This window comes from Nocardia sp. NPDC003345, assembly GCF_053589395.1.
Map to the genome: position 1 here is coordinate 1 of NZ_JBSFRU010000062.1, position 22,925 is coordinate 22,925.

At 69.1% G+C, this 22,925-nt stretch carries 22 protein-coding genes and 2 tRNA genes; 11 read left to right on the top strand and 13 right to left on the bottom strand.

Annotated features, from left to right (window positions below):
* A partial coding sequence (locus tag ACWDU1_RS10170; RefSeq protein WP_449997343.1) for an enoyl-CoA hydratase-related protein occupies window positions 1-415 on the top strand: 415 nt, incomplete at its 5' end.
* Window positions 416-442: 27 nt separating this feature from the next.
* Here the strand turns inward: ACWDU1_RS10170 and ACWDU1_RS10175 are convergent.
* The gene (locus ACWDU1_RS10175; RefSeq protein WP_449997345.1) at window positions 443-1,489 is read right to left on the bottom strand and encodes a hypothetical protein; all 1,047 of its coding nucleotides are present in this window, start codon (window positions 1,487-1,489) and stop codon (window positions 443-445) included.
* A gap of 89 nt (window positions 1,490-1,578) precedes the next feature.
* Window positions 1,579-2,121, bottom strand: coding sequence for a MarR family winged helix-turn-helix transcriptional regulator (locus ACWDU1_RS10180; RefSeq protein WP_449997347.1), 543 nt, complete (start codon window positions 2,119-2,121; stop codon window positions 1,579-1,581).
* 128 nt (window positions 2,122-2,249) lie between these two features.
* Between ACWDU1_RS10180 and ACWDU1_RS10185 the strand changes: the two genes are divergently transcribed.
* Window positions 2,250-2,321 (top strand) — tRNA-Cys (locus ACWDU1_RS10185).
* Between the two features lie 51 nt (window positions 2,322-2,372).
* On the opposite strand, the gene ACWDU1_RS10190 is transcribed toward ACWDU1_RS10185, so the two are convergent.
* Complete coding sequence (locus tag ACWDU1_RS10190; RefSeq protein ID WP_449997349.1) at window positions 2,373-3,794, bottom strand: metallophosphoesterase; 1,422 nt, start codon at window positions 3,792-3,794, stop codon at window positions 2,373-2,375.
* Between the two features lie 10 nt (window positions 3,795-3,804).
* Entirely contained in the window at window positions 3,805-4,500 is a 696-nt protein-coding gene (locus tag ACWDU1_RS10195; protein ID WP_449997351.1) for an Rv0361 family membrane protein, read from the bottom strand.
* 182 nt (window positions 4,501-4,682) lie between these two features.
* Between ACWDU1_RS10195 and ACWDU1_RS10200 the strand changes: the two genes are divergently transcribed.
* The 3 genes from ACWDU1_RS10200 (at window position 4,683) to ACWDU1_RS10210 (ending at window position 7,227) form a co-directional block, all read left to right on the top strand.
* The gene (locus ACWDU1_RS10200; protein WP_449997352.1) at window positions 4,683-5,714 is read left to right on the top strand and encodes a hypothetical protein; all 1,032 of its coding nucleotides are present in this window, start codon (window positions 4,683-4,685) and stop codon (window positions 5,712-5,714) included.
* A gap of 9 nt (window positions 5,715-5,723) precedes the next feature.
* The gene (locus ACWDU1_RS10205; RefSeq protein WP_449997353.1) at window positions 5,724-6,647 is read left to right on the top strand and encodes a glycosyltransferase family protein; all 924 of its coding nucleotides are present in this window, start codon (window positions 5,724-5,726) and stop codon (window positions 6,645-6,647) included.
* Window positions 6,648-6,777: 130 nt separating this feature from the next.
* The gene (locus tag ACWDU1_RS10210; protein ID WP_449997354.1) at window positions 6,778-7,227 is read left to right on the top strand and encodes a nitroreductase family deazaflavin-dependent oxidoreductase; all 450 of its coding nucleotides are present in this window, start codon (window positions 6,778-6,780) and stop codon (window positions 7,225-7,227) included.
* A 75-nt stretch (window positions 7,228-7,302) separates the two neighbouring features.
* On the opposite strand, the gene ACWDU1_RS10215 is transcribed toward ACWDU1_RS10210, so the two are convergent.
* From ACWDU1_RS10215 to ACWDU1_RS10255, 9 genes are all read right to left on the bottom strand, one after another.
* Window positions 7,303-7,584, bottom strand: a complete 282-nt coding sequence (locus ACWDU1_RS10215; RefSeq protein ID WP_449997355.1) for a hypothetical protein — start codon at window positions 7,582-7,584, stop codon at window positions 7,303-7,305.
* 10 nt (window positions 7,585-7,594) lie between these two features.
* Window positions 7,595-7,843 (bottom strand): hypothetical protein, encoded by a 249-nt coding sequence (locus ACWDU1_RS10220; protein ID WP_449997356.1) that lies wholly within the window; start codon window positions 7,841-7,843, stop codon window positions 7,595-7,597.
* 194 nt (window positions 7,844-8,037) lie between these two features.
* On the bottom strand, window positions 8,038-9,213 hold the full coding sequence (locus ACWDU1_RS10225) for a helix-turn-helix domain-containing protein (protein WP_449997358.1): 1,176 nt from the start codon (window positions 9,211-9,213) through the stop codon (window positions 8,038-8,040).
* A gap of 183 nt (window positions 9,214-9,396) precedes the next feature.
* Window positions 9,397-10,014 carry a hypothetical protein gene (locus ACWDU1_RS10230; protein ID WP_449997360.1) on the bottom strand — a complete coding sequence of 206 codons (618 nt, stop codon included), beginning with the start codon at window positions 10,012-10,014 and terminating at the stop codon, window positions 9,397-9,399.
* Between the two features lie 62 nt (window positions 10,015-10,076).
* Window positions 10,077-11,126 (bottom strand): zinc-binding dehydrogenase, encoded by a 1,050-nt coding sequence (locus tag ACWDU1_RS10235; RefSeq protein WP_449997361.1) that lies wholly within the window; start codon window positions 11,124-11,126, stop codon window positions 10,077-10,079.
* A gap of 412 nt (window positions 11,127-11,538) precedes the next feature.
* On the bottom strand, window positions 11,539-11,661 hold the full coding sequence (locus ACWDU1_RS10240) for a hypothetical protein (RefSeq protein ID WP_449997363.1): 123 nt from the start codon (window positions 11,659-11,661) through the stop codon (window positions 11,539-11,541).
* A gap of 131 nt (window positions 11,662-11,792) precedes the next feature.
* Window positions 11,793-11,865: transfer RNA gene (locus ACWDU1_RS10245), tRNA-Arg, on the bottom strand.
* A gap of 93 nt (window positions 11,866-11,958) precedes the next feature.
* On the bottom strand, window positions 11,959-12,666 hold the full coding sequence (locus ACWDU1_RS10250) for a DUF305 domain-containing protein (protein WP_449997364.1): 708 nt from the start codon (window positions 12,664-12,666) through the stop codon (window positions 11,959-11,961).
* Window positions 12,663-13,592, bottom strand: a complete 930-nt coding sequence (locus ACWDU1_RS10255; protein ID WP_449997365.1) for a DUF3105 domain-containing protein — start codon at window positions 13,590-13,592, stop codon at window positions 12,663-12,665. Before ACWDU1_RS10255 ends, ACWDU1_RS10250 begins: the two co-directional genes overlap by 4 nt.
* 157 nt (window positions 13,593-13,749) lie before the next feature.
* Here ACWDU1_RS10255 and argS point away from each other — a divergent pair, with 157 nt between their 5' ends.
* The 6 genes from argS to rho all read left to right on the top strand — a co-directional run bounded on the left by argS (window position 13,750) and on the right by rho (window position 22,838).
* Entirely contained in the window at window positions 13,750-15,408 is a 1,659-nt protein-coding gene (argS, locus tag ACWDU1_RS10260; protein ID WP_449997366.1) for an arginine--tRNA ligase, read from the top strand.
* A gap of 58 nt (window positions 15,409-15,466) precedes the next feature.
* Window positions 15,467-16,879 (top strand): diaminopimelate decarboxylase, encoded by a 1,413-nt coding sequence (gene lysA, locus ACWDU1_RS10265; protein ID WP_449997368.1) that lies wholly within the window; start codon window positions 15,467-15,469, stop codon window positions 16,877-16,879.
* Between the two features lie 23 nt (window positions 16,880-16,902).
* Window positions 16,903-18,264: a homoserine dehydrogenase gene (locus ACWDU1_RS10270; protein ID WP_449997369.1), complete on the top strand. Its 1,362-nt coding sequence runs from the start codon at window positions 16,903-16,905 to the stop codon at window positions 18,262-18,264.
* Entirely contained in the window at window positions 18,261-19,406 is a 1,146-nt protein-coding gene (gene thrC / locus ACWDU1_RS10275; RefSeq protein ID WP_449997371.1) for a threonine synthase, read from the top strand. Before ACWDU1_RS10270 ends, thrC begins: the two co-directional genes overlap by 4 nt.
* 26 nt (window positions 19,407-19,432) lie before the next feature.
* Window positions 19,433-20,389, top strand: coding sequence for a homoserine kinase (gene thrB, locus ACWDU1_RS10280; protein ID WP_449997374.1), 957 nt, complete (start codon window positions 19,433-19,435; stop codon window positions 20,387-20,389).
* 331 nt (window positions 20,390-20,720) lie between these two features.
* Window positions 20,721-22,838 carry a transcription termination factor Rho gene (gene rho, locus ACWDU1_RS10285; RefSeq protein ID WP_449997372.1) on the top strand — a complete coding sequence of 706 codons (2,118 nt, stop codon included), beginning with the start codon at window positions 20,721-20,723 and terminating at the stop codon, window positions 22,836-22,838.
* Window positions 22,839-22,925: the final 87 nt, after the last annotated feature.

Genomic DNA, 22,925 nt, shown 5'->3' on the forward strand with positions numbered 1-22,925 from the left:
GCTGGCCGAACTTGGCGTTATCGGCCAGCCCGAGATCAAGCTCGGCGTGATCCCCGGTATCGGCGGCTCGCAGCGGCTGACCCGGGCCGTCGGCAAGGCCAAGGCGATGGACCTGGTGCTGACCGGCCGGAACATGGGGGTCGAGGAGGCCGAACGGGCCGGTCTGGTGTCGCGGGTGGTCCCGGCCGCGGAACTGCTCGACACCGCCCTCGAGGTGGCGAAAACCATCGCGTCCATGTCGCTGCCGGTCACCATGATCGCCAAGGAGGCGGTGAACCGGTCCTTCGAGACGACGCTGAGCGAGGGTCTGCGGTTCGAGCGCCGGGTCTTCCACTCGCTGTTCGCCATCGAGGATCAGAAGGAAGGAATGGCGGCGTTCGTCGACAAGCGCGACGCCCGCTTCACCAATCGCTGATCCCGCCCCCGGCGGCCGGAGGCCCGGTTACGGCTCGGGCGGGGCGTCGAGGACGTCGGTGGGCACATAGTTGCTCCGGGCCGGTGCGGCGGTGCCGTTCTGCGCGGTGAGCAGGCCCGCCACCGTCGCGCCGAGGCCGATCGTCACGGCGGCCGCGGCGTACACCTTGCGGCGCCCGACCGTCGGCGGCGCCAGCGGCACCACCTGCCCGCCCGCCCGGATATGGGCGGTGCGGATACCGGCGGCGGGGCGTTCGGCCGCGAACAGCAGCGCCCCGCGTGCCGAGACGTACTCCGGTTCGGCGTCGCGGATGAGCGGCAGCGCGAGCAGATCGCCCACCCGGGCGCACAGCGCGGCATTGCGGGTGCAGCCGCCGAGCAGGGCGAGCGCGGCAGGGGCGATCTCGGTCCGTTCGGCCACCCGCTGCACCAGGCCGGCCGCTTCGCGCACCGTTTCCGCGCAGAGTTCGGCCAGATCGCTGCGGGTGATGACCGCGCGCTCGGCGGTGGCGGGATCGGCGGCGGTGACCACCCGGGCACTGCTCAGCGCCTCCCGGTACCGCCCGGCCGCGGCTTCGTCGGTGAAAACGCCTGCCGCGTCCAGCCATTCGCACAGCAGTTCGTCGTAGGCGTCGCCGCCCACCCCGGGACAGAAGGTCTCGGCGAGCACCGTATCGGTGCGGCAGTCGAGCTGGGTGAGGGTGAGCCCGGAGGAACCCAGATCGAACAGCGTCACCGAGCCGGTGGCCGGGAGTTTCTCGGTGAACCGCAGATACCGGGCCTGGGCCAGGGCCTCGTCCACCAGGGTGATCCGCCCGGTGCCGAGGGCTTCGCCCACGAGTTCGGCCTGATACCGGTTCTGGCAGGTCACGGCGGTGCCGGTGATGTACTCGTCGCGCCGCCGCGCGGCGCTGTACATCCGACGGACGGCGGTCAGCACGGGTTCGACAGGGGAGGCACCGGCGGCCGCGCGGATATGACAGCGGTCGATCGGCGGCAGATGCGGTTGATCGGAATGCGTGAGTACAGCGCGCGCTCCCGAGGAGCCCATTGATACCCCGAGGACCAGCACCATAAACATATGGTGCGCCGTGGCGGCGGTGTTGCCAAGCGGAACGGTCGAAAAATTTGCTGTCCGGCTGCCTGATCGTCGTGTGTAAGCTGTCAGCTCTCGTGCCAGCGGGCGGGTTCCTCGCCGGTATCGAAGTCGCCCGCGGTATGCCGGAACTCCGCCAGCAATTGCAGCAACGTCCGCAACCGGTCCGGCGGCAACTCCGGCCGCGCGAAGACCCGATCGTTGAGATACTCGGTGGCTTCGGCGACGAGATCCCTTCCGGCAGAGGTGATCTCGATCAGAGTGGCCCGCCGGTCGTTGGGGTGCGGGACCCGGTTCACCAGCCCGGCGGCCTCCAGCCGGTCCACCGAATTGGTGACGCTGGTGGGATGCACCTGCAACCGCGCGCTGGCCACCGCCATCGGCAGCGCGCCGGTGGCGCTGAAGTTCAGCAACTGCAGCAACTCGTAGCGGGAGAAGGTCAGCCCGGTCGGCCGCAGGGCCTCGTCGACCCGGGCCATCACGATCTGCTGGGCCCGGACCAGCGAGGTCACCGCCGCCATACCGTCGGCGACCGAGCCCCAGCCGTGGCCCACCCATTGGCGGTGGGCCTCCTGGATCGGGTCGAGCGGTAGCGGACGGGGGCGAGACATGTTTCCGATCATTGCACGCCACCGGCCGAGCGCCCCGAACCCTGCGCGGGACCGCTATCGCCGATTGCGATCAACCCGATCCGAACTGTGGGCCGCGTCGTGGGCCCGGGCCATGATGGTCCGGTCACGCGGGCGTGGCTGAGTGGTTGAGGCAACGGTCTGCAAAGCCGTTCACGCGGGTTCGATTCCCGCCGCTCGCTCTGTGGGCCGGCCGGTCCGGGAAACATCCCGGCCGGCCGCTTCCGGCTCGTTCAGCGGAGGCCGGAGAGGTCGCGCGCGACGACGTGATTGCGGTCGGCGAACGTGCCGAGCGCGTAGTCGGGGAGCAGGCCGAAGTATTCGCCCCGGGTCAGGGTGCTCCAGCGCCGGGCCTCGGGGGTGCGGGTCTTGTAGAAGTTCACCATGTAGCCGCCCTCGTAGATCCGCAGCAGGCTGTAGCCGCCCGGGTATTCCTTGATGGCGCCGACCTCCAGGAATTCCACGGCGCACGCGGTATCGGGCCGGGTCCGGCGGTTGCGGTGGGTATGTCCGCTGTGCTGCAGGAACACACCCGGCGTGCCTTCGTACAGGCGCTGCAGTTCCAGCGACCCGGGCCGGTCGAGTACGAAACCCGGCCCGGCGATATTGGTGAGCCCGGCTTCACCGGTGACCGGGTGGTGGCCGAAAACCACGGTGGGGCGGTCGGGTTCGGCGCGCAACGCGGTTCGCAGCCGGTCGAATTGCGCCGGTTCGATGACCCCGCCCGCGCCGTCGAGCGCGCTGGTGTCCAGGCCGATGATCCGCAGCCCGCCGAGTTCGTGTTCCAGGAGCTGTTGCCGGGGGCCGAAAACCGCGCTCCAGCAATCCCGGTGATCCGCCGCGCCCGGCACCGCGGGGCACTCCGCGTAATCCGCTCCGGTGTGCGGCCGGTCGTGGTTGCCGCGGACCGCGAGGTAGTCTTGCCCCTCCACACCCCAGCGGTCCAGCCTGGTGCGTACCGCCCGCAGGTCGGCGGGTGCCGCCTCCGCGGTCAGATCACCGGCCAGCAACAGCAGTTCGGCTCCGCGGTCGCCGCGCCGCAGATCGTCGAGCAGGCTGTCGAGCATGACCTCCGGATAGGGCGCCCTGCCGGGTTCTTGGCGCAGGCCCGGCGGCAGGTCACCGGCGACCAGCCCGCTCACGGTCTCGCCGTAGTGGATATCGTTGGCCAGCGCCAGGGTTCGCAGTAACCGGCCCGGCGGCGGAACCAGCGTGGTGAACATCCCGGTCGTCTCCGGCGATCCCGGTAGCGCGGTGCTCGTGGAGAGCGCCGGCGCCGCCGCGACCCCGCCGCAGCGTGCCTCGAACCGGTAGGCGCGGCCCGGCTCCAGCCCGTTCACCTGCGCGTAGTGGAAGGCGGTCGCCTCCTCCGACGCCCAGACCGGGCGCAGCGGCCGGGAACCGTCGGCGGGGCCGACCAGCAGTTCGCCCTCGGCGGGCACCGGTACCGGCCGTCCCGCGCCGTCGGCGGCGCGGCCGGTCCAGGTGAGTACCGCCGAGGTGTCGGTGACCGTGACGACCTCCAGATCGGTCGCCGCGAACAACCCGGACCCCGCCGCCGCGCGACCCGCGCCGGTGAGACCGGCGGCGGGCAGCAGAGCGGCGAGGCCGAGGGCGCCGAGAACCGTTCGGCGCGAGGGCCCGCAGCAGCTCATCGCTGCGTGCTCAGGTGCCCTCGGCGCCGGAGGACGAGCAGACCCGCCATTCGCCGTCCTCCTTGACCAGGTTCTCTTCCGAACTGTCGTCCACCTGGTCGTCGCCGCTCTCGCCGGGCATCGAGAAGCTGAACTTACCGGTGAGCTGGGCTTCGGCGTGATCGCCGTTGATGACCACATTGTCGATGGACTGGATCTCCACCGAGAATTCGAGCTTTTCGGCCTCGGACCTCTCCGACTCCGACATGGCCGTGAACTCGTCGCGGTCGGCCTTGCAGGCCAATTCGGTGGCGGCCTGGAATCCGTCGGTGCTCAGGGTGTCGTAGAACTCGCGCAACGCGGCCTCGACCTGCTGTTCATCCGACGACAGCGGCGTGCGGCCCTGCATGGTCAGCACCACCCCGACCGCCACGGCGGCCACGATCAGCAGTACCGCGACCACGGCCGCCCCGATGATCACACCGGTGCGCCGCTTGCGCGGCGGGGGGCCGGGCTGTCCCGGGTAGCCGGGCTGCGGTGCGCCGGGATATCCCGGCTGCCCCTGCGGCATACCGGGCTGGCCCGGGTAGCCCTGTTGCTGCGGGTATCCCCCCTGCTGTGGCGGGGGAACGGGCTGTGACCAGCCGGACTGGTCGGGTTGGCCCGGCCCGGGGCCGTCGGGAGGTCTCGGGCCGTAGGGCGGCGGGCCTGCCGGTGGGTTGGTCAAAGCCGTCTCCGTTCGGGGAGTGTTTTTCCGAACATTACGACAAACGCCCCACCCGCGTCCCCTACGGCTGTCGGGCCGGTGATCGTGACGCGGTGACCTGGATTTCTTTCCCGCGCACGATCGCCGGTGCGCTCCTACACTCTTGCGGGGGTGACGGCTCGAAACACGCGGAGGTGTAACCGATGGGCGGAGCTGGTGTCCACCTGTGCGGCAGCGTTCCGCTGCCGGATGCCGCGGGGGTGTTCATCCAGGTCGCCACCCGGTTGGGCGCCCATATCGGCCGGATTCCCGACGGCGAGACCGGTGATCGCGGTACCGGGCGGGCCTGGCAGCGCGCCCGCCTCCGCGACCATCCCGACCTGGTGCCCGCACCCCCGGCCGGACCGGAATCCGGGCCCGGTGAACACTTGGGCCCCGCACCCGGAAAAGACCCCGCAGCACTGGATTTCGGTTCACTCGGTTATGTCGAGCCGGCGCTGCGCTCGTGGCAGGTGTTCGAGCGGATACGCGCGGACGGGGCCATCCGCCCCGGTACCCGATTCCAGGTGAGCCTGCCGACCCCGGTCACGATGACCGGCGATCTCTTCGCGGGACCGCGGGCGGAGTTCGAAAAGCGCTGGGAAAAGCACATACTCGACGAATTGGCCGGAATCTGCGCGGCGATCCCACCCGAGGATCTGGCGATCCAGTGGGATGCCGCGGCCGAATTCGCGCTGCTGGAAGGTCTTTTCCCGGCGTGGTTCGGTGACGGCGGTCCGGCGATCTTCGCGGGGGTCGTCGAACGCCTGGTGCGGCTGGGCGAGGCCGTCCCGGCGGGAGTGCAGACCGGGTATCACCTCTGCTACGGCGGTTCGGGCCGCTCACCCGTCATCGAACCCGCCGACACCTCGAAGCTGGTCGCGGTGGCCTCGGGTGTGGTGCACACCCTGACCCGCCCGCTCGACTGGGTTCATCTCCCGGTCCCCAGGGCCCGCGCCGACGAGGACTTCTTCGGCCCGCTCGCCGCCCTCACGCTCGCCCCGGAAACCGACCTCTACCTGGGCCTGGTGCACCTCTCCGACGGGTTCGACGGCGCCCGCCGCCGTATCAAGGCGGCGCAGGCGTTCGTGCCCCGATTCGGGATCGCCACCGAATGCGGGATGGGCCGCTATCCGGCCGAGCAGGTCCCCGCCCTGCTTGATCTGCACGCCTGCCTGGCCAACTCCCTCGACTGAGCCGGATCCATGCCGAACCAGCCGCCGGGGGACGTATCGGACTCCCCGTCCCGCTTCGCCGTCACCATCGCCCCACCCGCGTCGTACGAGCATCGGGAGGCATTCCGCGAAGTCGCCGAGACAGTCGATATCGCGCTGCGGCGGCTGGGCCACGACAGTGTCCTCACCGACGAACTCCGGGTGCCCGGCCGCAGGAGCATCGTTTTCGGCAGCAATACGCTGTCCTGGTGGGGGCTCGAGGTTCCCGCCGACGCCGTGCTGTTCAACCTGGAACAGATCGCGCCCGGGTCCCAGTGGGTCACCGAAGAACTGCTGGGCCTGTTCCGTCGCCATACGGTCTGGGATTACAGCCTGCGCAATATCGCCGCGCTCCGGGAACTGGGTGTTCCGGATGTGCGCCATGTGCCGATCGGGCACGTACCGGAACTGGAGCGCGTCCCGCCTGCCGCGGAGCAGGATATCGACGTCCTGGTCATCGGTTCGCTCAACGAGCACCGGCTGGCCCCGATCGAGCGGCTGCGCGGGCTCGGCGTGAACGCGCAGGCGCATTTCGGTGTGTACGGCGCCGCCCGGGACGCGCTCTACGGCCGGGCCAAGATAATCCTGAACACGCACTACTACGACACCAAGATCTTCGAGATCGTCCGGGTGTCCTATCTGCTGGCCAACGGGTTCTTCGTGGTGTCGGAGGATTGTGCCGACACCGAGGAGGCGGCCCCCTTCGCGCCCGCTGTCGCCTTCACCGGCTACGACCGCGTGGTCCGGACCTGCCTGCACTACCTCGACGCACCCGGCGAACGCGCGGCCCGCGCCGCGGCGGGCCGCGAGATCATGCGGGCCCGCCCGGCCACCGCCTATCTCGCCGCGGCTCTCGGCGATCTCGACCGGCGGGTCCCCGGACGCCGCCCGCCCGCACCGCCCATAATCCGGTGACGAACCGATCAGGAATCGAGAAGCGCAGGTCAGCGCGTCGCGGCTAGCGTTTCCGGCAAGAGCAGTCACCGGGGCTGTGGTCGGCGTGCGACCGCGCGCGTGACGGACCGACTCACTGGAGGTCGAGCAGATGGCACAAGAGCAGAGCAAGGGCGGCGCTTTCCACGGGCTGTCACTGTGGTTCCAGCGCAAGATGAACACCCGCACGACCCGTCGCATCCGGCGCAAAGGCGGCCGGTACATGGGCATGGACATGCTGATCCTGCACACCACGGGCAAACGCACCGGCGCCCCGCGCGAGACGCCGATCAGCTGGTTCTCCGACGGCGACGGCTGGCTGCTGGTCGCCTCGGGCGGCGGCGACCGGAATCCGGACTGGTACGCCAACCTCATGGCCCATCCAGAAGGTGCCGGGGTCGAACTGCACGGCGACGATACGGTCGCGGTGACCCCGCACCGGCTCGCCGGCGACGACCGGGCGGCCGCCTGGAAGCACATCACGGGTGTTCAGCCCCGGTACGAGAAGTACCAGCGCAAATCCGACCGCGAATACCCGGTCGTCCGGCTCACCCCGCGCTGAAGCGCACGCCCGGGCCGACCGCCGGAGCTCCCGCCCGCTTTCGGACGGGAGCCCTCGTGGGTTGGCCCCGGGGAGTCACGGGCGGCCGAGCATGCCGCGTTCGATGACCCCCGCGAATGTCACCAGGTCCGCCAGACTGCCGACCGGAAGCCACGGATGGTCCGTTCGCGTTCCATCGATCACGAGATGCGGCACCACGACCACCTCGGCGTCGTGTTCGAGCAGATGCTGCACGGCGATGATCGCCGCGAGTTTCGAGGTCGTATCGACCACCGCTGTGAACACCACATCGAGCCGGTACCGGTCCGTCAGCAGGTCGATATCCGCGGCGTCGGCGTCATGACGTCGCAACAGCACCGCTCGCCGCCTACCGGGCACCGCGCAGTTCCTCGTAGCCGATCGCACGCAGCCGGGAGAGCACGCGGCCGAACTCCCGCCGCGACAGATCGACATCGTCCGGGGACGGTCGCGCGGGACGCACGCCCGGCGCACGTAACCCGGCGGCGACGCGTCGCAGGGTCTCGATATCGGTGCGGTATTCCTGCTGCGGCGGGCACACCGTCCCGGCCGGTGCCCGGCTCGCCGCCGACGGACCGGACGCTGATCGCTCGTGCATGGTCTCCTCCCCGAGTGGATGGCGTTGGCAGGCACCCGGCGCCGGGGACAAGGGAAATCATGGAGATGGTTGGCAGAAGGCCGATCGACCCGGCGCCGGGGCCGGTCACAGACTGTCAGCGTCGATAGTCCGGTGTCTGTGGTCCTTTGGTCACCAGGCGATCGAGGGGGACACAAGCAACTGCTCAGGTACCGCTAGTAATCGAGCCGGATCGCATCGGCGAGTTCGCGCGCTTCTGCGGACAGAGTGCGACGGCCAGAAACGATACTTCCCAATATGTCTCGTGCGTAGCGCTGCTGCACCAGCCACTCGGGTGCAGTCCTGCGCAGCTCGTTCATGACTCCGACGGCTTCTGCATGCTGTCCAAGCTGGGCGTGCGCGCTGGCCACATCGAGCCGGTGCCTCAACCGGCCCGCGCCGGTCGGCTGCAGGGTGGGTACCGGCGTTACGCGGGCGATGGCGAGGGCCTTGTCCGGCTGTCCGGTAAGTGTGTAGGTCTCGGCGGTGTTGTGGGCTACGGAAACCGGGCCGTATGCGCGCACGGTTTGCGTATCTGTCAGAACTTCTCGGCCGATTCGGTGGGCGGCCGCGCGGGCCAAGGCCAAAGCGTCATCTGCTCGGGTCGCGACATTATCTCGAATCGAGGCGTTCGCCGCGTACAACCACAAACGACCCCAGCATGCGAGTTCGCGGGTGGTCGCGCGGCTGAATCGCGGTTCGATTCTGTCGGCCCAGGAAACTGCGAACTGCTCGGCCTCCGCCACTCTGCCCTGGCGAAGCATCGACCACGTTATCGAGTTCGCCGCAGCTGCGGCGTCGTGCTGGTCGGTTGCCTGATCTATTGCGGCGTAGAGGGCTTGTTCGGCGACGTCGAACTGCCGATTCTGGACAAGCAGGTGACCGACCATACCGAGAAGGCGGACGCGGGCGATTCGTCCATCTTCGCCCTCGAGTGCGTCGGCGTCGCGCATTATCGAGGGCAGCGATCGCGCGATTGCGCGGTATTGATGGGTGCCCAGCAGCAACCGGATCTCGTCCATCGCTGCCTGTACTCCAGCGACTGTCACTTCTTCGTCGCTCGGATCCTGGTCGGTCATTCCTGCCAGCGCACGCCTTACCGGTCCCCAGAGATCCTCCGTGGTGGCGTCGGCCCACTCGGTATCGTGTTGCCCGCCTTGGAGGATCGACGTCCGTACCCGCAACGCGACTGCGAGTTTGCGCAGCGTCTCCAGCCGGACAGTGTCGCGCTCACCCTGCTCGATCTTCTTGATGAGCGAGATCGAAAGCCCGCTCAGATCGGCCAGTTCTCGTTGCGTCACGCCGCGACGCTTGCGTACGGAGGCGACGCGGCCCCCAAGATCCGCAGTCATACCATCGAGCGTACGGTTTAGGAGATTTCCGCGTCGTCGTTCGAGGTCCGAAGCACGCCCACCCACCGGCGACCCGAGCCGCGACCTCGGTTGAAAGCTCGGTTGAAAGTCTCGGCAGGAATTCGTCCGGGTCGATCCCCGCCGGGGTGCCCGGATCCGGTCGCCATACCGAGAGAACGCGCGTCACCGGCCGCCTCCAAGTGTTTCCAGCCACGGATGGCCGGGATGGACTCGCGACAGCCAGTCCGACAGCCGGGATCGCCGTGACCGGTCCAGCAGGGGCAGCACACAACGGAAATCGGCCTCGTCCTTGGCCCGGTGCGCTTTCGCCTTGAACAGCAGCACCGCCTCCGGAATCAGGTACGGGATGCCGTCGGCGGTATGTCGGATCAGTTCCTCGTAGGGCAGGGTGATCGACTCGTCGCGGCGGCAGACCCACCGGTCGCCCCGGTGCGGTTCCCGGAACACATCCAGCCGGTAGTGCCCGGTTTCCGGTTCGCGTAGCCAGGTCTGGTGCAGGGTGTCCGCTCGTTCCGGATACGGCCAGGCCCGGCCGTCACCGACGACATCCCAGTCGAAGCCGGGGAAAGCGTCCGCGATCTCGGGGAATCGGTCGCGCGGCACTCCGATCTCGAGATCGGAATGCTCGCGTCCGAGGCCGCCGGCGAACAGGTCCAGCGCCCATCCCGCCGCCACGTACCAGCACGGCGGAGCGCTCGCCAGCCGCTCCGCGACCTCGCCCGGTGACCAGGGTTTCCAGAGCCGGTCGCATTCCTCTTCCGGCAGTGGGCGTCCCGCCATCTGTGGGTCTCCTTCGCTGCCGTGACACCGGCCCGCCGAATCGGCATCGGACCTCGCGCCGGCTAGGGGTTCAGGACGATTTTCCCCACATGCGCCCGGCGGGCCAATTCGTCCTGAGCGCGTGCCGCTTGCTCCAGCGGGAACGCCGCGGCGACCACCGGCCGGATATCGCCGCGGCGGGCCAGATCCATGAGCAGGTCGAAGTGGGTGGGTGTGTGCATGGCGGAGCCGATCAGCTGGGCATTGTGCAGGTAGAGCCTCCGCACATCGAGCTGCACGCCGTACCCGCCGAGCGCACCCGCCACGACCCACCGCCCGCCTTCGCGCAGGAGCGGCAGACCGTCGCCTATCAGGTCGCCCGCCACGACATCGAGCGCGAGATCGATACCCCGCGGCTCGGCCGCCCGGACCTGTGCCGCGATATCGCCGGCCCGATCGACGACCGCGTGCGCGCCCCCCTCCCGCACCGATTCGATCTTGTCTCCGCTGGAGATCGCCACCACCCGCGCGCCGCGCGCCCGGGCGATCTGGACCAGCGCCAGCCCGACGCCGCCGGAAGCACCCGACACCAGCACGGTTTCGCCCTTGCCCAGGCGCCCGCGCTCGATCATGCCCAGCGCCGTGCCGTAGGCGGTAGGCAGGCCGGCGAGTTGATCGTCGGTCAGTGGCGAATCGGTCATATCGTGGACCCGCCGCGCCTGCGCGGTCACGTATTCGGCGTAGCCACCGTCACGTTCGCTGCCCATCAGTCCCACCGGGTTCGCATCCGGACCGTCGCCGTCGTAGATCGCCGGATCGACCACCACCCGGCGTCCGATCAGCGCCTCGTCGACCCCGCCGCCGGCGGCCACCACCTGCCCCGCGACGTCCGCACCCTGGATGCGCGGGAAATCGATCGGACCACGCCAGCCCGACCGCGCGCCGGCATCGTCCGGGCGGCCGTACGCGCCCTCGCGGGTCCACAGATCGGTGTTGTTCAGCGCCACCGCGGCGACCCGGACCACCACTTCACCGTCTCCGGGAGCGGGCACGGGCACCTCGGCGCGTTCGATCACCTCCGGTCCTCCGTGGCCGGTGATCCGCATCGCGCGCATGGTTTGGGGTAGTCCCACGGTTCGGCACCTCCTCGGTTGTTCACTGGTCTGTGAAGTCGACGGTACGCCCGACACCGTGACACGCAACCGTCGCCGGGATCGCTCGCGTTTACTCCGGCGAGTCCGTCCACCCTCCGATCCACCCCGAATCCGCGAATGACATTGTTCGATAGCAGTTTTCATCTCGACGAGTGGACACCCGGGAACCGTTCCGGGCACGTTGTGTTTCTCGTCATCGACCCGGACCGGAAACCCCGACCAGGTGACCGGTCCGGGGTCTCTGTGCGGTGTTCGGCGCGTGGCCATCACGCCGTGGGATACACGACGGCGAGCGCGTTCCTCGCGCCGTTCCGCCGGATCGTGGGGACCTCGCCCGGACGCTACCTCCAGGCAGGCGCCGGGGTCGACCTGTGAATCTCGGGGGATCGAGCTACCGGAATTCCCGCACCACTTCGATGCGGCCGACGATGTGGCGGTTGAACTCTTCGAGTTCCTCGGCGGGCACCCACAGTTCGAGGATCGTCTGCCCGCCGGCCCTCGGATCGCCATCCATATTCGCGGCCCGAGCATCACGAAACGAGGGACCGATCTACTCGTGACAACCCGTGTCATCGACCTGGCCGAGGTTGCGGACGAGAAAGGCCCCCGACCAGAACCCAGCTGGTCGGGGGCCTTACTTGTGTGTGCCCTCGGCAGGAATCGAACCTGCGGCCTTCTGCTCCGGAGGCAGACGCTCTATCCCCTGAGCTACGAGGGCGGGGATCCACCCGGCCGGACCGGTGACCGGTCGATCGGGCGGACCACAGCGTATCGCATCACCGCCGGGGAGGCCAAAACGTGTGGTGACGGGTCAGTTCATGGGTAGCGGCGCGGCGCCGCGGGCCGTGAGCATATCCGTCATCAGACGCGCCTCACCCTGCTGGGCCACGAGCATCTGCCCGGCCAGTACCCGGATCTCGGTGGTGGCGGCGTGTGCGGCGCCGTACTCCAGCATCGGCACCCCGCCTTCGTGATGGCGGAGCATGAGCTGCAGGAACAGCTTGTCCTGGGCGGCGCCCTCCGCGTCACGCAGTTGCTGGATCTCGGCGGTGGTGGCCATTCCCGGCATCGGCCGGTCGCTGTCGGAGTGCGCGTGTTCGTGGCCGCCGTGCCCGCTGTGTTCGTCGGCGGGCATCCACGCCATGTAGCCCTCGGATCCGCGCGCCGGGGCGCCCCACATCTGCAACCACCCCTGCATCCGGCCGATCTGGCTCTGCTGGGTGGTGAGGATGTCGTAGGCCAGGCGCTGGACCGCCGGGTCGGTGGTGCCGGTGAGGGTGATCCCCGACATCTCCACCGCCTGGGCGTGATGGGCGGACATATCCTGCGCGAATCCGATATCGGTCGTGTTCGGCGGGGTGCCGTCCGGTTCGTCCGGCGACAGCAGTACGCCGACCCCGAACCCGAGTACGAGCAGGATGACCGCGCCGATGGTCAGCAGCGCGGTGCGCTGCCCGCGGACCTGCGCCCGCCATCCGGACTCCGGCGCGGGTTCGGTCACCTCGTCGGCTTCGGTCATCCGGCGGCCCCGGGCGCGGGAGCCTGCTGTTCCGGCATCGTGCCCGGCATACCGGGGATGGCCGGGATACCGCCGGGCAGTCCGCCGCCCGGCAGGCCGCCGGGAAGTCCGCCGGGCATACCGCCGCCGCCGAGTTCGGCCTGGTCGGGCTGCAGGCCCTTACCGTCCATCGGGACCGCGTCGGGGCCGGGCGCGCTCGGGTCGTAGGGCGGCGGGTTCTGCGTATCGAAGGCCATGGTGGCGCAGTCCGCGCCGACCTCGGGATAGGCGAACTGGTTCAGCCGCAGCGCGGTGATGAACTGGCCGATCCGCTCGTCGTCGGCATTCGGGACGGTGAGCTGGTGACCCCACGACTGCAGCGAGATCGGCTCCTGCTGGCCGGGATGCGGCGACATCAGCATGTACTGCTCGCCCTCGACCTTCTCCTTCAGCGTGTCGATACCCGACTGGTCGACCTTGTCCGGGTTGTAGGTGATCCAGACCGCGCCGTGCTCGAGCGAATGCACCGCGTTCTCGTCGCGCAGCGCCTTGTCGTAGACGGTGCCCATGCAGTTGGCCCACGACGCGTCGTGCGGGCCGCCGAACGGCGGGGTCTGGTCGTAGGCCACCCGCTGGGTCGCGTCGATGTGCAGCCCGGCGGGGTATTCCTTCTTGACCACGCCCTCGATCTCGTCGGAGGGGTCCTTCTTCTGCTCCGAGGGGGTGAACTTCTCCAGAGCCGCCCGCTCCTGATACTTGGGCACCAGGTTGACCGCGAGCGCGGCGACGAGTCCGATGAGGATCACCACCGCACCCACCGTCAGCCAGGGAATACGCTGGCCCAGCGGGGGCTTGTTCCTGTTCCGTTGGTTGTTCGTCCGAGCGGCGGTCATCTTGCCCGCCGCCTTGACGGCCTTCGCCGATTTGGCGCTGGTCCTGTTCGGCATACCGGTCCCAGTTCTTTCCACGCGATGGTCAGTGCCAAGGGGCGCGCCCCACCGGGGCAGTCCACGGTCCGCGCGTGGCCACAGCGGGGACGGAGGTACGCCTCGCTGCGGTGCCCACTCGCGGCGCGCACCCACTCGGACCATAGGATAGAGACTCGTGACTCCAGCCGACCTTGCAGATCTCCTTCACGCGACGGCCGCGAAGGTATTGGCCGAACGCGGCCTGGACCCTTCGGTGCTGCCCGACAAGGTCGATGTGGAGCGTCCGCGCAACCCGGAACACGGTGATTACAGCACCAATGTGGCGATGCGGGTCGGCAAGAAAGCGGGCGCGAACCCGCGGGATCTGGCCGGTTGGCTGGCCGAGGCGCTGGCCGGAACCGACGCGGTGGCGGCCGCGGAGGTCGCCGGGCCCGGCTTCCTGAACATCCGGGTCGCGGCCTCGGCGCAGGGCGCGATCCTCGATCAGGTGCTGACCGCGGGTGTGAAATACGGCACCGCGGACGCCCTGTCCGGCACGAAGATCAATCTCGAGTTCGTCTCCGCCAACCCGACCGGCCCGGTGCACCTGGGCGGCACCCGCTGGGCGGCTGTCGGTGACGCGCTGGGCCGGATCCTCACGGCGCAGGGCGCCGAGGTCACCCGGGAGTACTACTTCAACGATCACGGCGCGCAGATCACCCGGTACGCGGAATCGCTGGTCGCCGCCGCCACCGGCGGCCCTACCCCGGAGCAGGGCTACGCCGGCGCCTATATCGGCGAGATCGCCGACCGGATCGTCGCGGCGCATCCCGAAGCGCCCGGACTCGACCCGCAGGCGCGTCTGGAATTGTTCCGTGCCGAGGGCGTGGAATTGATGTTCGCGCATATCAAGAAGACGCTGCACGAATTCGGCACCGATTTCGATGTGTACTACAACGAGAGTTCGCTGTTCGCCTCCGGCGCCGTGGAGCGCGCGGTCGAGACACTGAAGAATTCCGGCGATCTGTATTCCAAGGACGGCGCCTGGTGGATCGCCAGTTCGGAATACGGTGACGACCAGGACCGGGTGGTCATCAAAAGCGACGGCAATGCCGCCTATATCGCCGGCGATATCGCGTATCTGCAGGACAAACGCTCGCGCGGTTTCGATCTGTGCATCTACATGCTCGGTGCCGATCACCACGGCTATATCGGCCGGTTGAAGGCCGCCGCGGCGGCCTTCGGCGATGATCCCGACAGTGTCGAGGTGCTGATCGGGCAGATGGTGAACCTGCTGCGCGACGGTGTCGCGGTACGGATGAGCAAACGGGCCGGCACCGTGGTCACCCTGGACGATCTGGTCGAGGCCATCGGGGTGGACGCCTCCCGGTACTCGCTGGTGCGCAGTTCGGTGAACTCCAGTATCGATATCGACCTGGACCTGTGGGCCAAACAGGACAGTGTCAACCCCGTCTACTACGTGCAATACGCGCACGCGCGGGCCGCCTCTATCGCCCGCAATGCCGCCGAATTCGAATACGACTCCGTGACACCGGATTTCGCGCAACTGGACTCCGAGTTCGAGGGCGCGCTGATCCGGACCATCGGGGAGTTCCCCCGTGTCGTGGCGAGCGCGGCGACCCTGCGCGAACCGCACCGGATCGCGCGTTACCTGGAAGAACTCGCCGGCGCCTACCATCCGTTCCAGACCAACAAGACCCTGCGGGTGCTGCCGCTCGGCGACGAACCCGTGAGCCCGGTCAACGCCGCCCGCCTCGTGCTGGTCAACGCGACCCGTCAGGTCCTGGCCAACGGCCTGGGCCTGCTCGGCGTCACCGCGCCGGAGCGGATGTGAGCACCGTCCGCTATCGCATCGGCCGACTGTTCCGGCAGTGGGCGAGGAAGGAAATCCGATGAGCGTCCATCCGGCCGGGCCCCGGCACGCCGTCCCGCACGCGCCGAATCTGCCGGAGCGTCCCGCCGATCCCCGCGAGATGATCGATCTGCCCGCGCAGGTATGGCCGCGCAACGCCACCCGCGGCGCCGACGATGTGGTGCGGCTGGCGGGCGTGCCGGTCACCGAACTGGCCGCGCAGTTCGGCACGCCGCTGTTCGTGATCGATGAGGACGATTTCCGGTCGCGCTGCCGGGATATGGTGCGCGCGTTCGGTTCCGACGCGCGGGTCCACTACGCCTCCAAGGCCTTTCTGTGCGGGGAGATCGCGCGCTGGATCCGCGACGAGGGGCTTTCCTTGGACGTGTGCTCCGGCGGTGAGCTGGCCGTCGCGCTGCACGCCGGTTTCCCGGCCGAGCGCATCGCGCTGCACGGGAACAACAAATCCGTCCCCGAACTCGAGGCCGCGGTCGCGGCCGGGGTGGGCCATGTGGTGGTCGATTCGCTGATCGAGATCGAGCGGCTGGAGGCCGTGGCCGGCGCGGCCGGGGTGGTGCAGGACGTTCTGGTCCGTATCACCGTCGGCGTGGAGGCGCACACCCACGAATACATCTCCACCGCGCACGAGGATCAGAAATTCGGTTTCTCGATCGCGGGCGGCGATGCGATGGAAGCGCTGGCCCGTGTATTCGAGGCGGATAATCTGCGCCTGGTCGGACTGCACAGCCATATCGGTTCACAGATATTCGAAATCGACGGGTTCGAAATCGCCGCGCACCGCATGCTCGGGCTGCTGCGCGAGGCGATCGACAAATTCGGCGTCGAGCGGACCGCGCAGATATCGCTGCTCGATCTGGGTGGCGGTCTCGGAATCTCCTATCTGCCCTCCGACGATCCGCTACCGCTGGATCTGCTCGCCCGGAAGATGCGCGAACTGGTGGCCCGGGAGGCCGAACTGGCCGGGCTGCCGGTCCCGACCATCGCGGTGGAACCCGGCCGCGCCATCGCCGGACCGGGCACGGTGACCGTCTACGAGGTGGGCACCGTCAAGGACGTCTCCCTCGACGGCGGCCTGCGCCGCCGCTATGTCAGCGTGGACGGCGGGATGAGCGACAACATCCGGCCCGCGCTGTACCAGGCCGACTACCACTGCCAGCTGGTCTCACGTGGTTCCGAGACCGGGCCGGTGGTCGCGCGGGTCGTCGGAAAGCATTGTGAGAGCGGCGATATCATCATTCGCGATACCTGGCTACCGGCGGACGCCGGGCCCGGCGATCTGCTCGCCGTGGCCGGAACCGGAGCCTACTGCTATTCCATGTCGAGCCGGTACAACATGCTGACCCGGCCCGCCGTCGTCGCCGTGCGCGACGGCGCCGCCCGGCTGATCCTGCGCCGGGAAACGGTCGAGGACCTGCTCGGTCTGGAGGTCTGATGGACGCGACGAAAGGAACGACCATGCCCGAAGTGACCGATGTGGTGGCCGGCCGGTGGGGCCCGGATCGGCCGATCGGTATCGCGGTCCTGGGTATGGGCAATGTCGGCAGCGAGGTCGTGCGAATCCTGCGGGAGCATGCCGACGATCTGCAGTCGCGTGTCGGCGCCCCGGTCACCCTGCGCGGGGTGGCGGTGCGCGACCTCGGCCGCGACCGGGGCGTGCCCGCGGATCTGCTGACCACCGACGCCGAAGCGCTCATCGCCCGTCCGGATGTGGATGTGGTCGTCGAGGTCATGGGCGGGATCAACCCCGCCCGCACCTTGATCCTGGCCGCGCTCAACGCCGGGAAATCGGTGATCACCGCGAACAAGGCCCTGCTCGCCGATTACACCGGCGAACTCGCCGCCGCCGCCGAACGCAGCCGCGCCGACCTGTACTTCGAGGCCGCCGTGGCCGGCGCCATCCCGGTGGTGCGGCCGCTGATCCAGTCGCTGTCCGGCGACCGGGTCAACCGGGTGGTGGGCATCGTCAACGGCACCACCAACTTCATCCTGTCCGCCATGGACGAGACGGGCGCCGATTACGGCGAAACCCTGGCCGAGGCCACCCGCCTGGGCTACGCGGAAGCCGATCCGACCGCCGATGTCGAGGGCTACGACGCCGCGGCCAAGGCCGCGATCCTGGCATCGCTGGCCTTCCACACCCGCGTGACCGCGGCCGATGTCTTCCGCGAGGGGATCTCCAAGATCAGCTCGGAGGATCTCGAGACCGCCACCGCGCTGGACTGCACCGTCAAACTGCTGGCGATCTGCGAGCGCGTCCCGGCCGGTCCGGGCGAGCCGACCGTGGCCGAGGGCGGTAAGGACCGCATCTCGGTGCGGGTGTATCCGGCGCTGATCCCGCGCAAACACCCGCTGGCGGCGGTCACGGGCGCGTTCAACGCCGTGGTCGTCGAGGCCGAGAACGCCGGCCGGCTGATGTTCTACGGCCAGGGCGCGGGCGGCGCCCCGACGGCGTCGGCGGTACTCGGCGATCTGGTGATGGCGTCCCGGAACAAGTTCTTCGGTGGCCGCGCTCCGGGCGAATCGGTCTATGCTCAGCTACCGATCGCGCCGATCGGTGACACACCCACCCGGTACCACGTGAATCTGCAGGTCGAGGATCGTCCTGGCGTGCTGGCCGCGGTGGCGGGCGAGTTCGCCGACCACGGGGTCAGTATTTCGACGGTCCGCCAGGAAGGCCACGACGACAAGGCACGACTGGTCGTGGTCACCCACCTCGCGACCGAGTCCTCGCTCGCCGAAACCGTCGCGGATCTGTCGAATATGGAATCCGTCACATCTGTCACCAGCGTTCTGAGATTGGAAGGCACCGAAGAATGACCACTGCATCGCGCAGCGATTCCGTCCGGGGCGGCGGTGGGACGACGGGCGGGCCCACGGGCGTCGCCCCGCAGGCCGGAGTCCACTCCCGCTGGCCCGGGTTGATCGCGGCCTACCGCGACCGGCTCGCGGGCGCGGCCGACTGGGAACCGGTCACCCTCTTCGAGGGCGGTACTCCGCTGGTGCCCGCACCGCATCTGTCGGAACTCACCGGCTGCGAGGTGTACCTGAAGGTCGAGGGCGCCAACCCCACGGGCTCCTTCAAGGACCGCGGGATGACCATGGCGATGACCGACGCCAAATACCGGGGTCAGCAGGCCGTACTGTGCGCCTCCACCGGCAACACCTCCGCTTCGGCCGCCGCGTACGCGACCCGGGCCGGAATGACCTGCGCGGTGCTCATCCCGCAGGGCAAGATCGCGATGGGCAAACTCGCCCAGGCGGTCATGCTGGGCGCGAGCATCATCCAGGTCGAGGGCAATTTCGACGACTGCCTGGAACTCGCCCGCAAGGTGACCTCGGAGTTCCCGGCCATCGGCCTGGTGAACTCGGTCAACCCGGCCCGGATCGAGGGGCAGAAGACGGCCTCCTTCGAGATCTGCGATGTGCTCGGCCGGGCCCCCGATGTGCACGCGCTGCCGGTCGGCAACGCCGGCAATATCACCGCCTACTGGCGCGGTTACCGCGAATACCACGCCGACCGCGTCACCGATTCGCTGCCGCGGATGCTGGGTGTGCAGGCCGCCGGTGCGGCGCCGCTGGTCAACGGTGCCCCGGTCAAGGAACCGGAGACCATCGCGACCGCGATCCGCATCGGCGCCCCGGCCTCCTGGAACGGCGCGGTCGCGGCCAAGGAGGAGTCCGGTGGCGCGTTCCGCGCGGCCACCGACGACGAGATCCTGGAGGCCTACCGGCTGGTCGCGGCCCGCGAAGGCGTTTTCGTGGAACCCGCGTCGGCGGCGAGCGTGGCCGGTGTGCTGGCCGCGCACAAGGAGGGCTGGCTGGCACCGGGACAGACCGTGGTCTGCACGGTCACCGGCAACGGCCTGAAGGATCCGGATACCGCCCTGCTCGGGATGCCCGAGGTCCAGGCCATCCCGGTCGATCCGGTGGCCGTCGCCGCCCGTTTGGAACTGGCCTGATCTTGGATACTCGCGAAAGCCGGCTGGTGTCTCCGACCCTGCCCGCCGGAATCACCGTCTCGGTCCGGGTGCCGGCCTCCAGCGCGAATCTCGGTCCCGGCTTCGATTCTCTCGGCCTGGCCTTGGGGCTCTACGACGAGATCGAGGTGCGCAGCACCGATTCCGGTCTCACCATCCGGGTCGAGGGCGAAGGCGCCGACGAGGTGCCCTGGGGGCCGCAGCATCTCGTGGTCCGGGCCATCGAACGCGGTCTGGAATCGGCCGGCGTCTGGGCCGACGGCCTGGACGTGGTGTGCCGTAACGCGATTCCGCATTCGCGCGGTCTGGGGTCATCGGCCTCCGCGGTGGTCGGCGGACTCGCCGCGGGTTGTGCCCTCGCCGCGGAATTCGATGCCGCCCTCGCGGTCGATTCCGACCGGATGGTGCAGCTCGCAGCGGAATTCGAAGGGCACCCCGATAATGCCGCGGCCAGCGTGCTCGGTGGCATCGTCGTGTCCTGGACCGAGACCGGCCCCGGGCCGGACAGCGACGATATCGCCCTGCCGCAGCGCGGCTACCGGGCCGTGCGCCTGGACGCGCATCCCTCGCTGCGCCCGGTGGTGCTCGTTCCGGAGGAGCGATCCTCCACCGCGCAGACCCGCGGCCTGCTGCCCGACCTCGTTCCACACCGCGACGCGGCCTTCAACGTGAGCCGGGCCGCGCTGGCTGTGGTCGCGCTCACGCAACGTCCGGATCTGCTGCTGCCCGCCACCGAGGACCGGTTGCACCAGATCCAGCGCGCGCCCGCGCTGCCGCTGACCACCGCCTGGATCGAACGGCTGCGCGAGGCGGGGATCGCGGCCACGGTCTCCGGTGCCGGACCGACCGTCCTCGCCCTGCTGACCAGCGATTTCCCGGATGAACTGCGGGCGCTCGCCGTCGCGGACGGGCTGCGGGTACTCGAGCCCGGCTTCGCCGAAGGTGTCCAGGTCGGCACCGCCTAGGGGGTCCGGATCGCCGGACGGGCGCGTCCGCCTTGCCGACCATCGTAGTCGCCCGCTATCCTGGGCAAGTCCGTACATCGCGCGCATCAGACGCCGGTGCTTCATCAGGGCAATCGCTCCAGCAGGCTCCAGGCTCGAGCCCTCATGCCATGGGGGTGCCGCGCAGCCCCGCAACTGGAATGATCTCTTCCACCATTTATGAGCGGTGGCGAAGCACCCGGTCCCGGAGGGGCAGGCGATACGGCTACAAATCCGAGTCCGGCAGCGCGTCCGGGCTACGGAACGAACCCTCGACACAGCACACGGCCATCGAGGGAAGGAAAGGATCTCCGTGACAGATACGGACCTGCTCGCGACACCCGGGGTGGTATCCGACTCCGAACCCTCGGGCAACCGCGAAAGTGACTCCGGACAGATTTCATCCAAGATGAGCGAAAACACCGACATCGGATCGGGGCTGACTGGAATGTTGTTGCCGCAGTTGCGCGCACTGGCAGGGGAACTCGGAATTCGAGGGACCTCCGGTATGCGCAAGGGTGATCTCATCGCCGCTATCAAGGAAAACCAGGCCGGCAGACCCGCCGCCGCGGAGCGTACTACCCGCGCCAAGACTGCCAGAGAACGTAAAACCGCAGACCAGCCCGTCGAGGCCGGGTCTGCCGCGCCCGAGTCCGCTGCGCCCGCCGCCCCGGTAGCGGCCGCCGCCGCGCCCGCCGAGCAGAAGCCGGGCGCCGCGCCCGACGCCGCCGCGGGTAAGGACACCGCCGCCGAGAACGCGGGCAAGGGCAACCAGGGGGCCCCCAACGGCACGGCCGTCGCCAACGGCGCCGTCACCGAGACCGAGCCCGCGAGCGACGCCAAGCCCGCCGCGAAGGACGCCGATTCCAAGAACGAAGGCGCCAAGAACGACGGCAAGGCCGATTCCAAGAACGACGGCTCCGAGGACGGCGGCCGGGATTCCGGTCAGCGCGGCCGCGGCCGGCAGCGTCGCGGCCGGGACCAGCAGGGCAAGAACAACGGAGATCAGGGCGCCGACTCCCGCTCCGACGACGGCAAGCAGGACGGTAAGGACGCCGATCAGGGCGAGCGCCGTCGCGACCGCAACCAGTCCGGCCAGCAGGGTCAGGGCGGCGATCAGCGCGGCTCCGGCGGTAACCGGGGCGGCGACCGCGACCGCGACCGTGGTGGCGACGACGAAGAAGGCGGCCGCGGCCGCCGGGGCCGCCGGTTCCGCGAACGCCGCCGGGGTCGCGACCGCGAAGGTGGCGGCGGTGAGGCCCGCGAGCCCGAGATCCGCGAAGACGATGTGCTCCAGCCGGTCGCGGGCATCCTCGACGTGCTCGACAACTACGCCTTCGTGCGGACCTCCGGCTACCTCGCCGGCCCGAACGACGTGTACGTGTCGATGAATCTGGTGCGCAAGAACGGCCTGCGGCGCGGTGACGCGATCACCGGTGCGGTCCGCGCTCCGCGCGACGGCGAGCAGAGCAACCAGCGGCAGAAGTTCGATCCGCTGGTGCGGCTGGACACCGTCAACGGCGCCGAGGTCGATTCGGCCAAGCGCCGCCCGGATTTCAGCAAGCTGACCCCGCTGTACCCCAACCAGCGGCTGCGCCTGGAAACCCAGCAGAACAAGCTGACCACCCGGGTGATCGATCTGATCATGCCGATCGGTAAGGGCCAGCGCGCGCTGATCGTGTCCCCGCCGAAGGCCGGTAAGACCACGATCATGCAGGACATCGCCAACGCGATCGCGATCAACAACCCCGAGTGCTACCTCATGGTCGTGCTGGTCGACGAACGTCCCGAAGAGGTCACCGATATGCAGCGTTCGGTGAAGGGTGAGGTCATCGCTTCCACCTTCGACCGGCCGCCGTCGGATCACACCTCGGTCGCCGAGCTTGCCATCGAACGGGCCAAGCGCCTGGTCGAGATGGGCAAGGACGTCGTCGTCCTGCTCGACTCGATCACCCGCCTGGGCCGTGCCTACAACAACTCCTCGCCGGCCTCCGGGCGCATCCTGTCCGGTGGTGTCGATTCCACGGCGCTGTACCCGCCCAAGCGGTTCCTGGGTGCGGCCCGCAATATCGAGAACGGCGGCTCGCTCACCATCATCGCCACCGCCATGGTGGAAACCGGTTCCACGGGTGACACGGTGATCTTCGAGGAGTTCAAGGGCACCGGTAACGCCGAGCTCAAACTCGACCGCAAGATCGCCGAGCGGCGCGTGTTCCCCGCGGTGGACGTCAACCCGTCCGGTACCCGCAAGGACGAACTGCTGCTCAACCCCGACGAGGCCGCGGTCCTGCACAAACTGCGCCGCGTCCTGTCCGGCCTGGACTCCCACCAGGCGATCGACCTCCTCATCGACCGCCTGCGCAAGAGCAAGAACAACCTGGAGTTCCTGATGCAGGTCTCCAAGACCGCCCCGGGCGCCCTGGACGAGTGACAACTCGGCGCCGCGCCACCCCAACCACCGCGCGGCGCCGAGTCCAGCGAGGCCCCCAAAGGGTTCGGCCCGCGTCTGCTGTCAGCG

What these genes read in the sequence shown, in the direction of transcription:
- ACWDU1_RS10200 (WP_449997352.1), top strand. Translation starts at nt 4,683, where the DNA reads ATGGGCGGAGCTGGTGTCCACCTGTGCGGCAGCGTTCCGCTGCCGGAT.
- thrC (WP_449997371.1), top strand. Translation starts at nt 18,261, where the DNA reads ATGACCACTGCATCGCGCAGCGATTCCGTCCGGGGCGGCGGTGGGACG.
- ACWDU1_RS10270 (WP_449997369.1), top strand. Translation starts at nt 16,903, where the DNA reads ATGCCCGAAGTGACCGATGTGGTGGCCGGCCGGTGGGGCCCGGATCGG.
- ACWDU1_RS10220 (WP_449997356.1), bottom strand. Translation starts at nt 7,843, where the DNA reads ATGCACGAGCGATCAGCGTCCGGTCCGTCGGCGGCGAGCCGGGCACCG.
- ACWDU1_RS10250 (WP_449997364.1), bottom strand. Translation starts at nt 12,666, where the DNA reads ATGACCGAAGCCGACGAGGTGACCGAACCCGCGCCGGAGTCCGGATGG.
- ACWDU1_RS10205 (WP_449997353.1), top strand. Translation starts at nt 5,724, where the DNA reads ATGCCGAACCAGCCGCCGGGGGACGTATCGGACTCCCCGTCCCGCTTC.
- ACWDU1_RS10180 (WP_449997347.1), bottom strand. Translation starts at nt 2,121, where the DNA reads ATGTCTCGCCCCCGTCCGCTACCGCTCGACCCGATCCAGGAGGCCCAC.
- ACWDU1_RS10230 (WP_449997360.1), bottom strand. Translation starts at nt 10,014, where the DNA reads ATGGCGGGACGCCCACTGCCGGAAGAGGAATGCGACCGGCTCTGGAAA.
- ACWDU1_RS10240 (WP_449997363.1), bottom strand. Translation starts at nt 11,661, where the DNA reads ATGGATGGCGATCCGAGGGCCGGCGGGCAGACGATCCTCGAACTGTGG.
- ACWDU1_RS10255 (WP_449997365.1), bottom strand. Translation starts at nt 13,592, where the DNA reads ATGCCGAACAGGACCAGCGCCAAATCGGCGAAGGCCGTCAAGGCGGCG.
- ACWDU1_RS10190 (WP_449997349.1), bottom strand. Translation starts at nt 3,794, where the DNA reads ATGAGCTGCTGCGGGCCCTCGCGCCGAACGGTTCTCGGCGCCCTCGGC.
- ACWDU1_RS10225 (WP_449997358.1), bottom strand. Translation starts at nt 9,213, where the DNA reads ATGACTGCGGATCTTGGGGGCCGCGTCGCCTCCGTACGCAAGCGTCGC.
- ACWDU1_RS10175 (WP_449997345.1), bottom strand. Translation starts at nt 1,489, where the DNA reads ATGGTGCTGGTCCTCGGGGTATCAATGGGCTCCTCGGGAGCGCGCGCT.
- ACWDU1_RS10210 (WP_449997354.1), top strand. Translation starts at nt 6,778, where the DNA reads ATGGCACAAGAGCAGAGCAAGGGCGGCGCTTTCCACGGGCTGTCACTG.
- lysA (WP_449997368.1), top strand. Translation starts at nt 15,467, where the DNA reads ATGAGCGTCCATCCGGCCGGGCCCCGGCACGCCGTCCCGCACGCGCCG.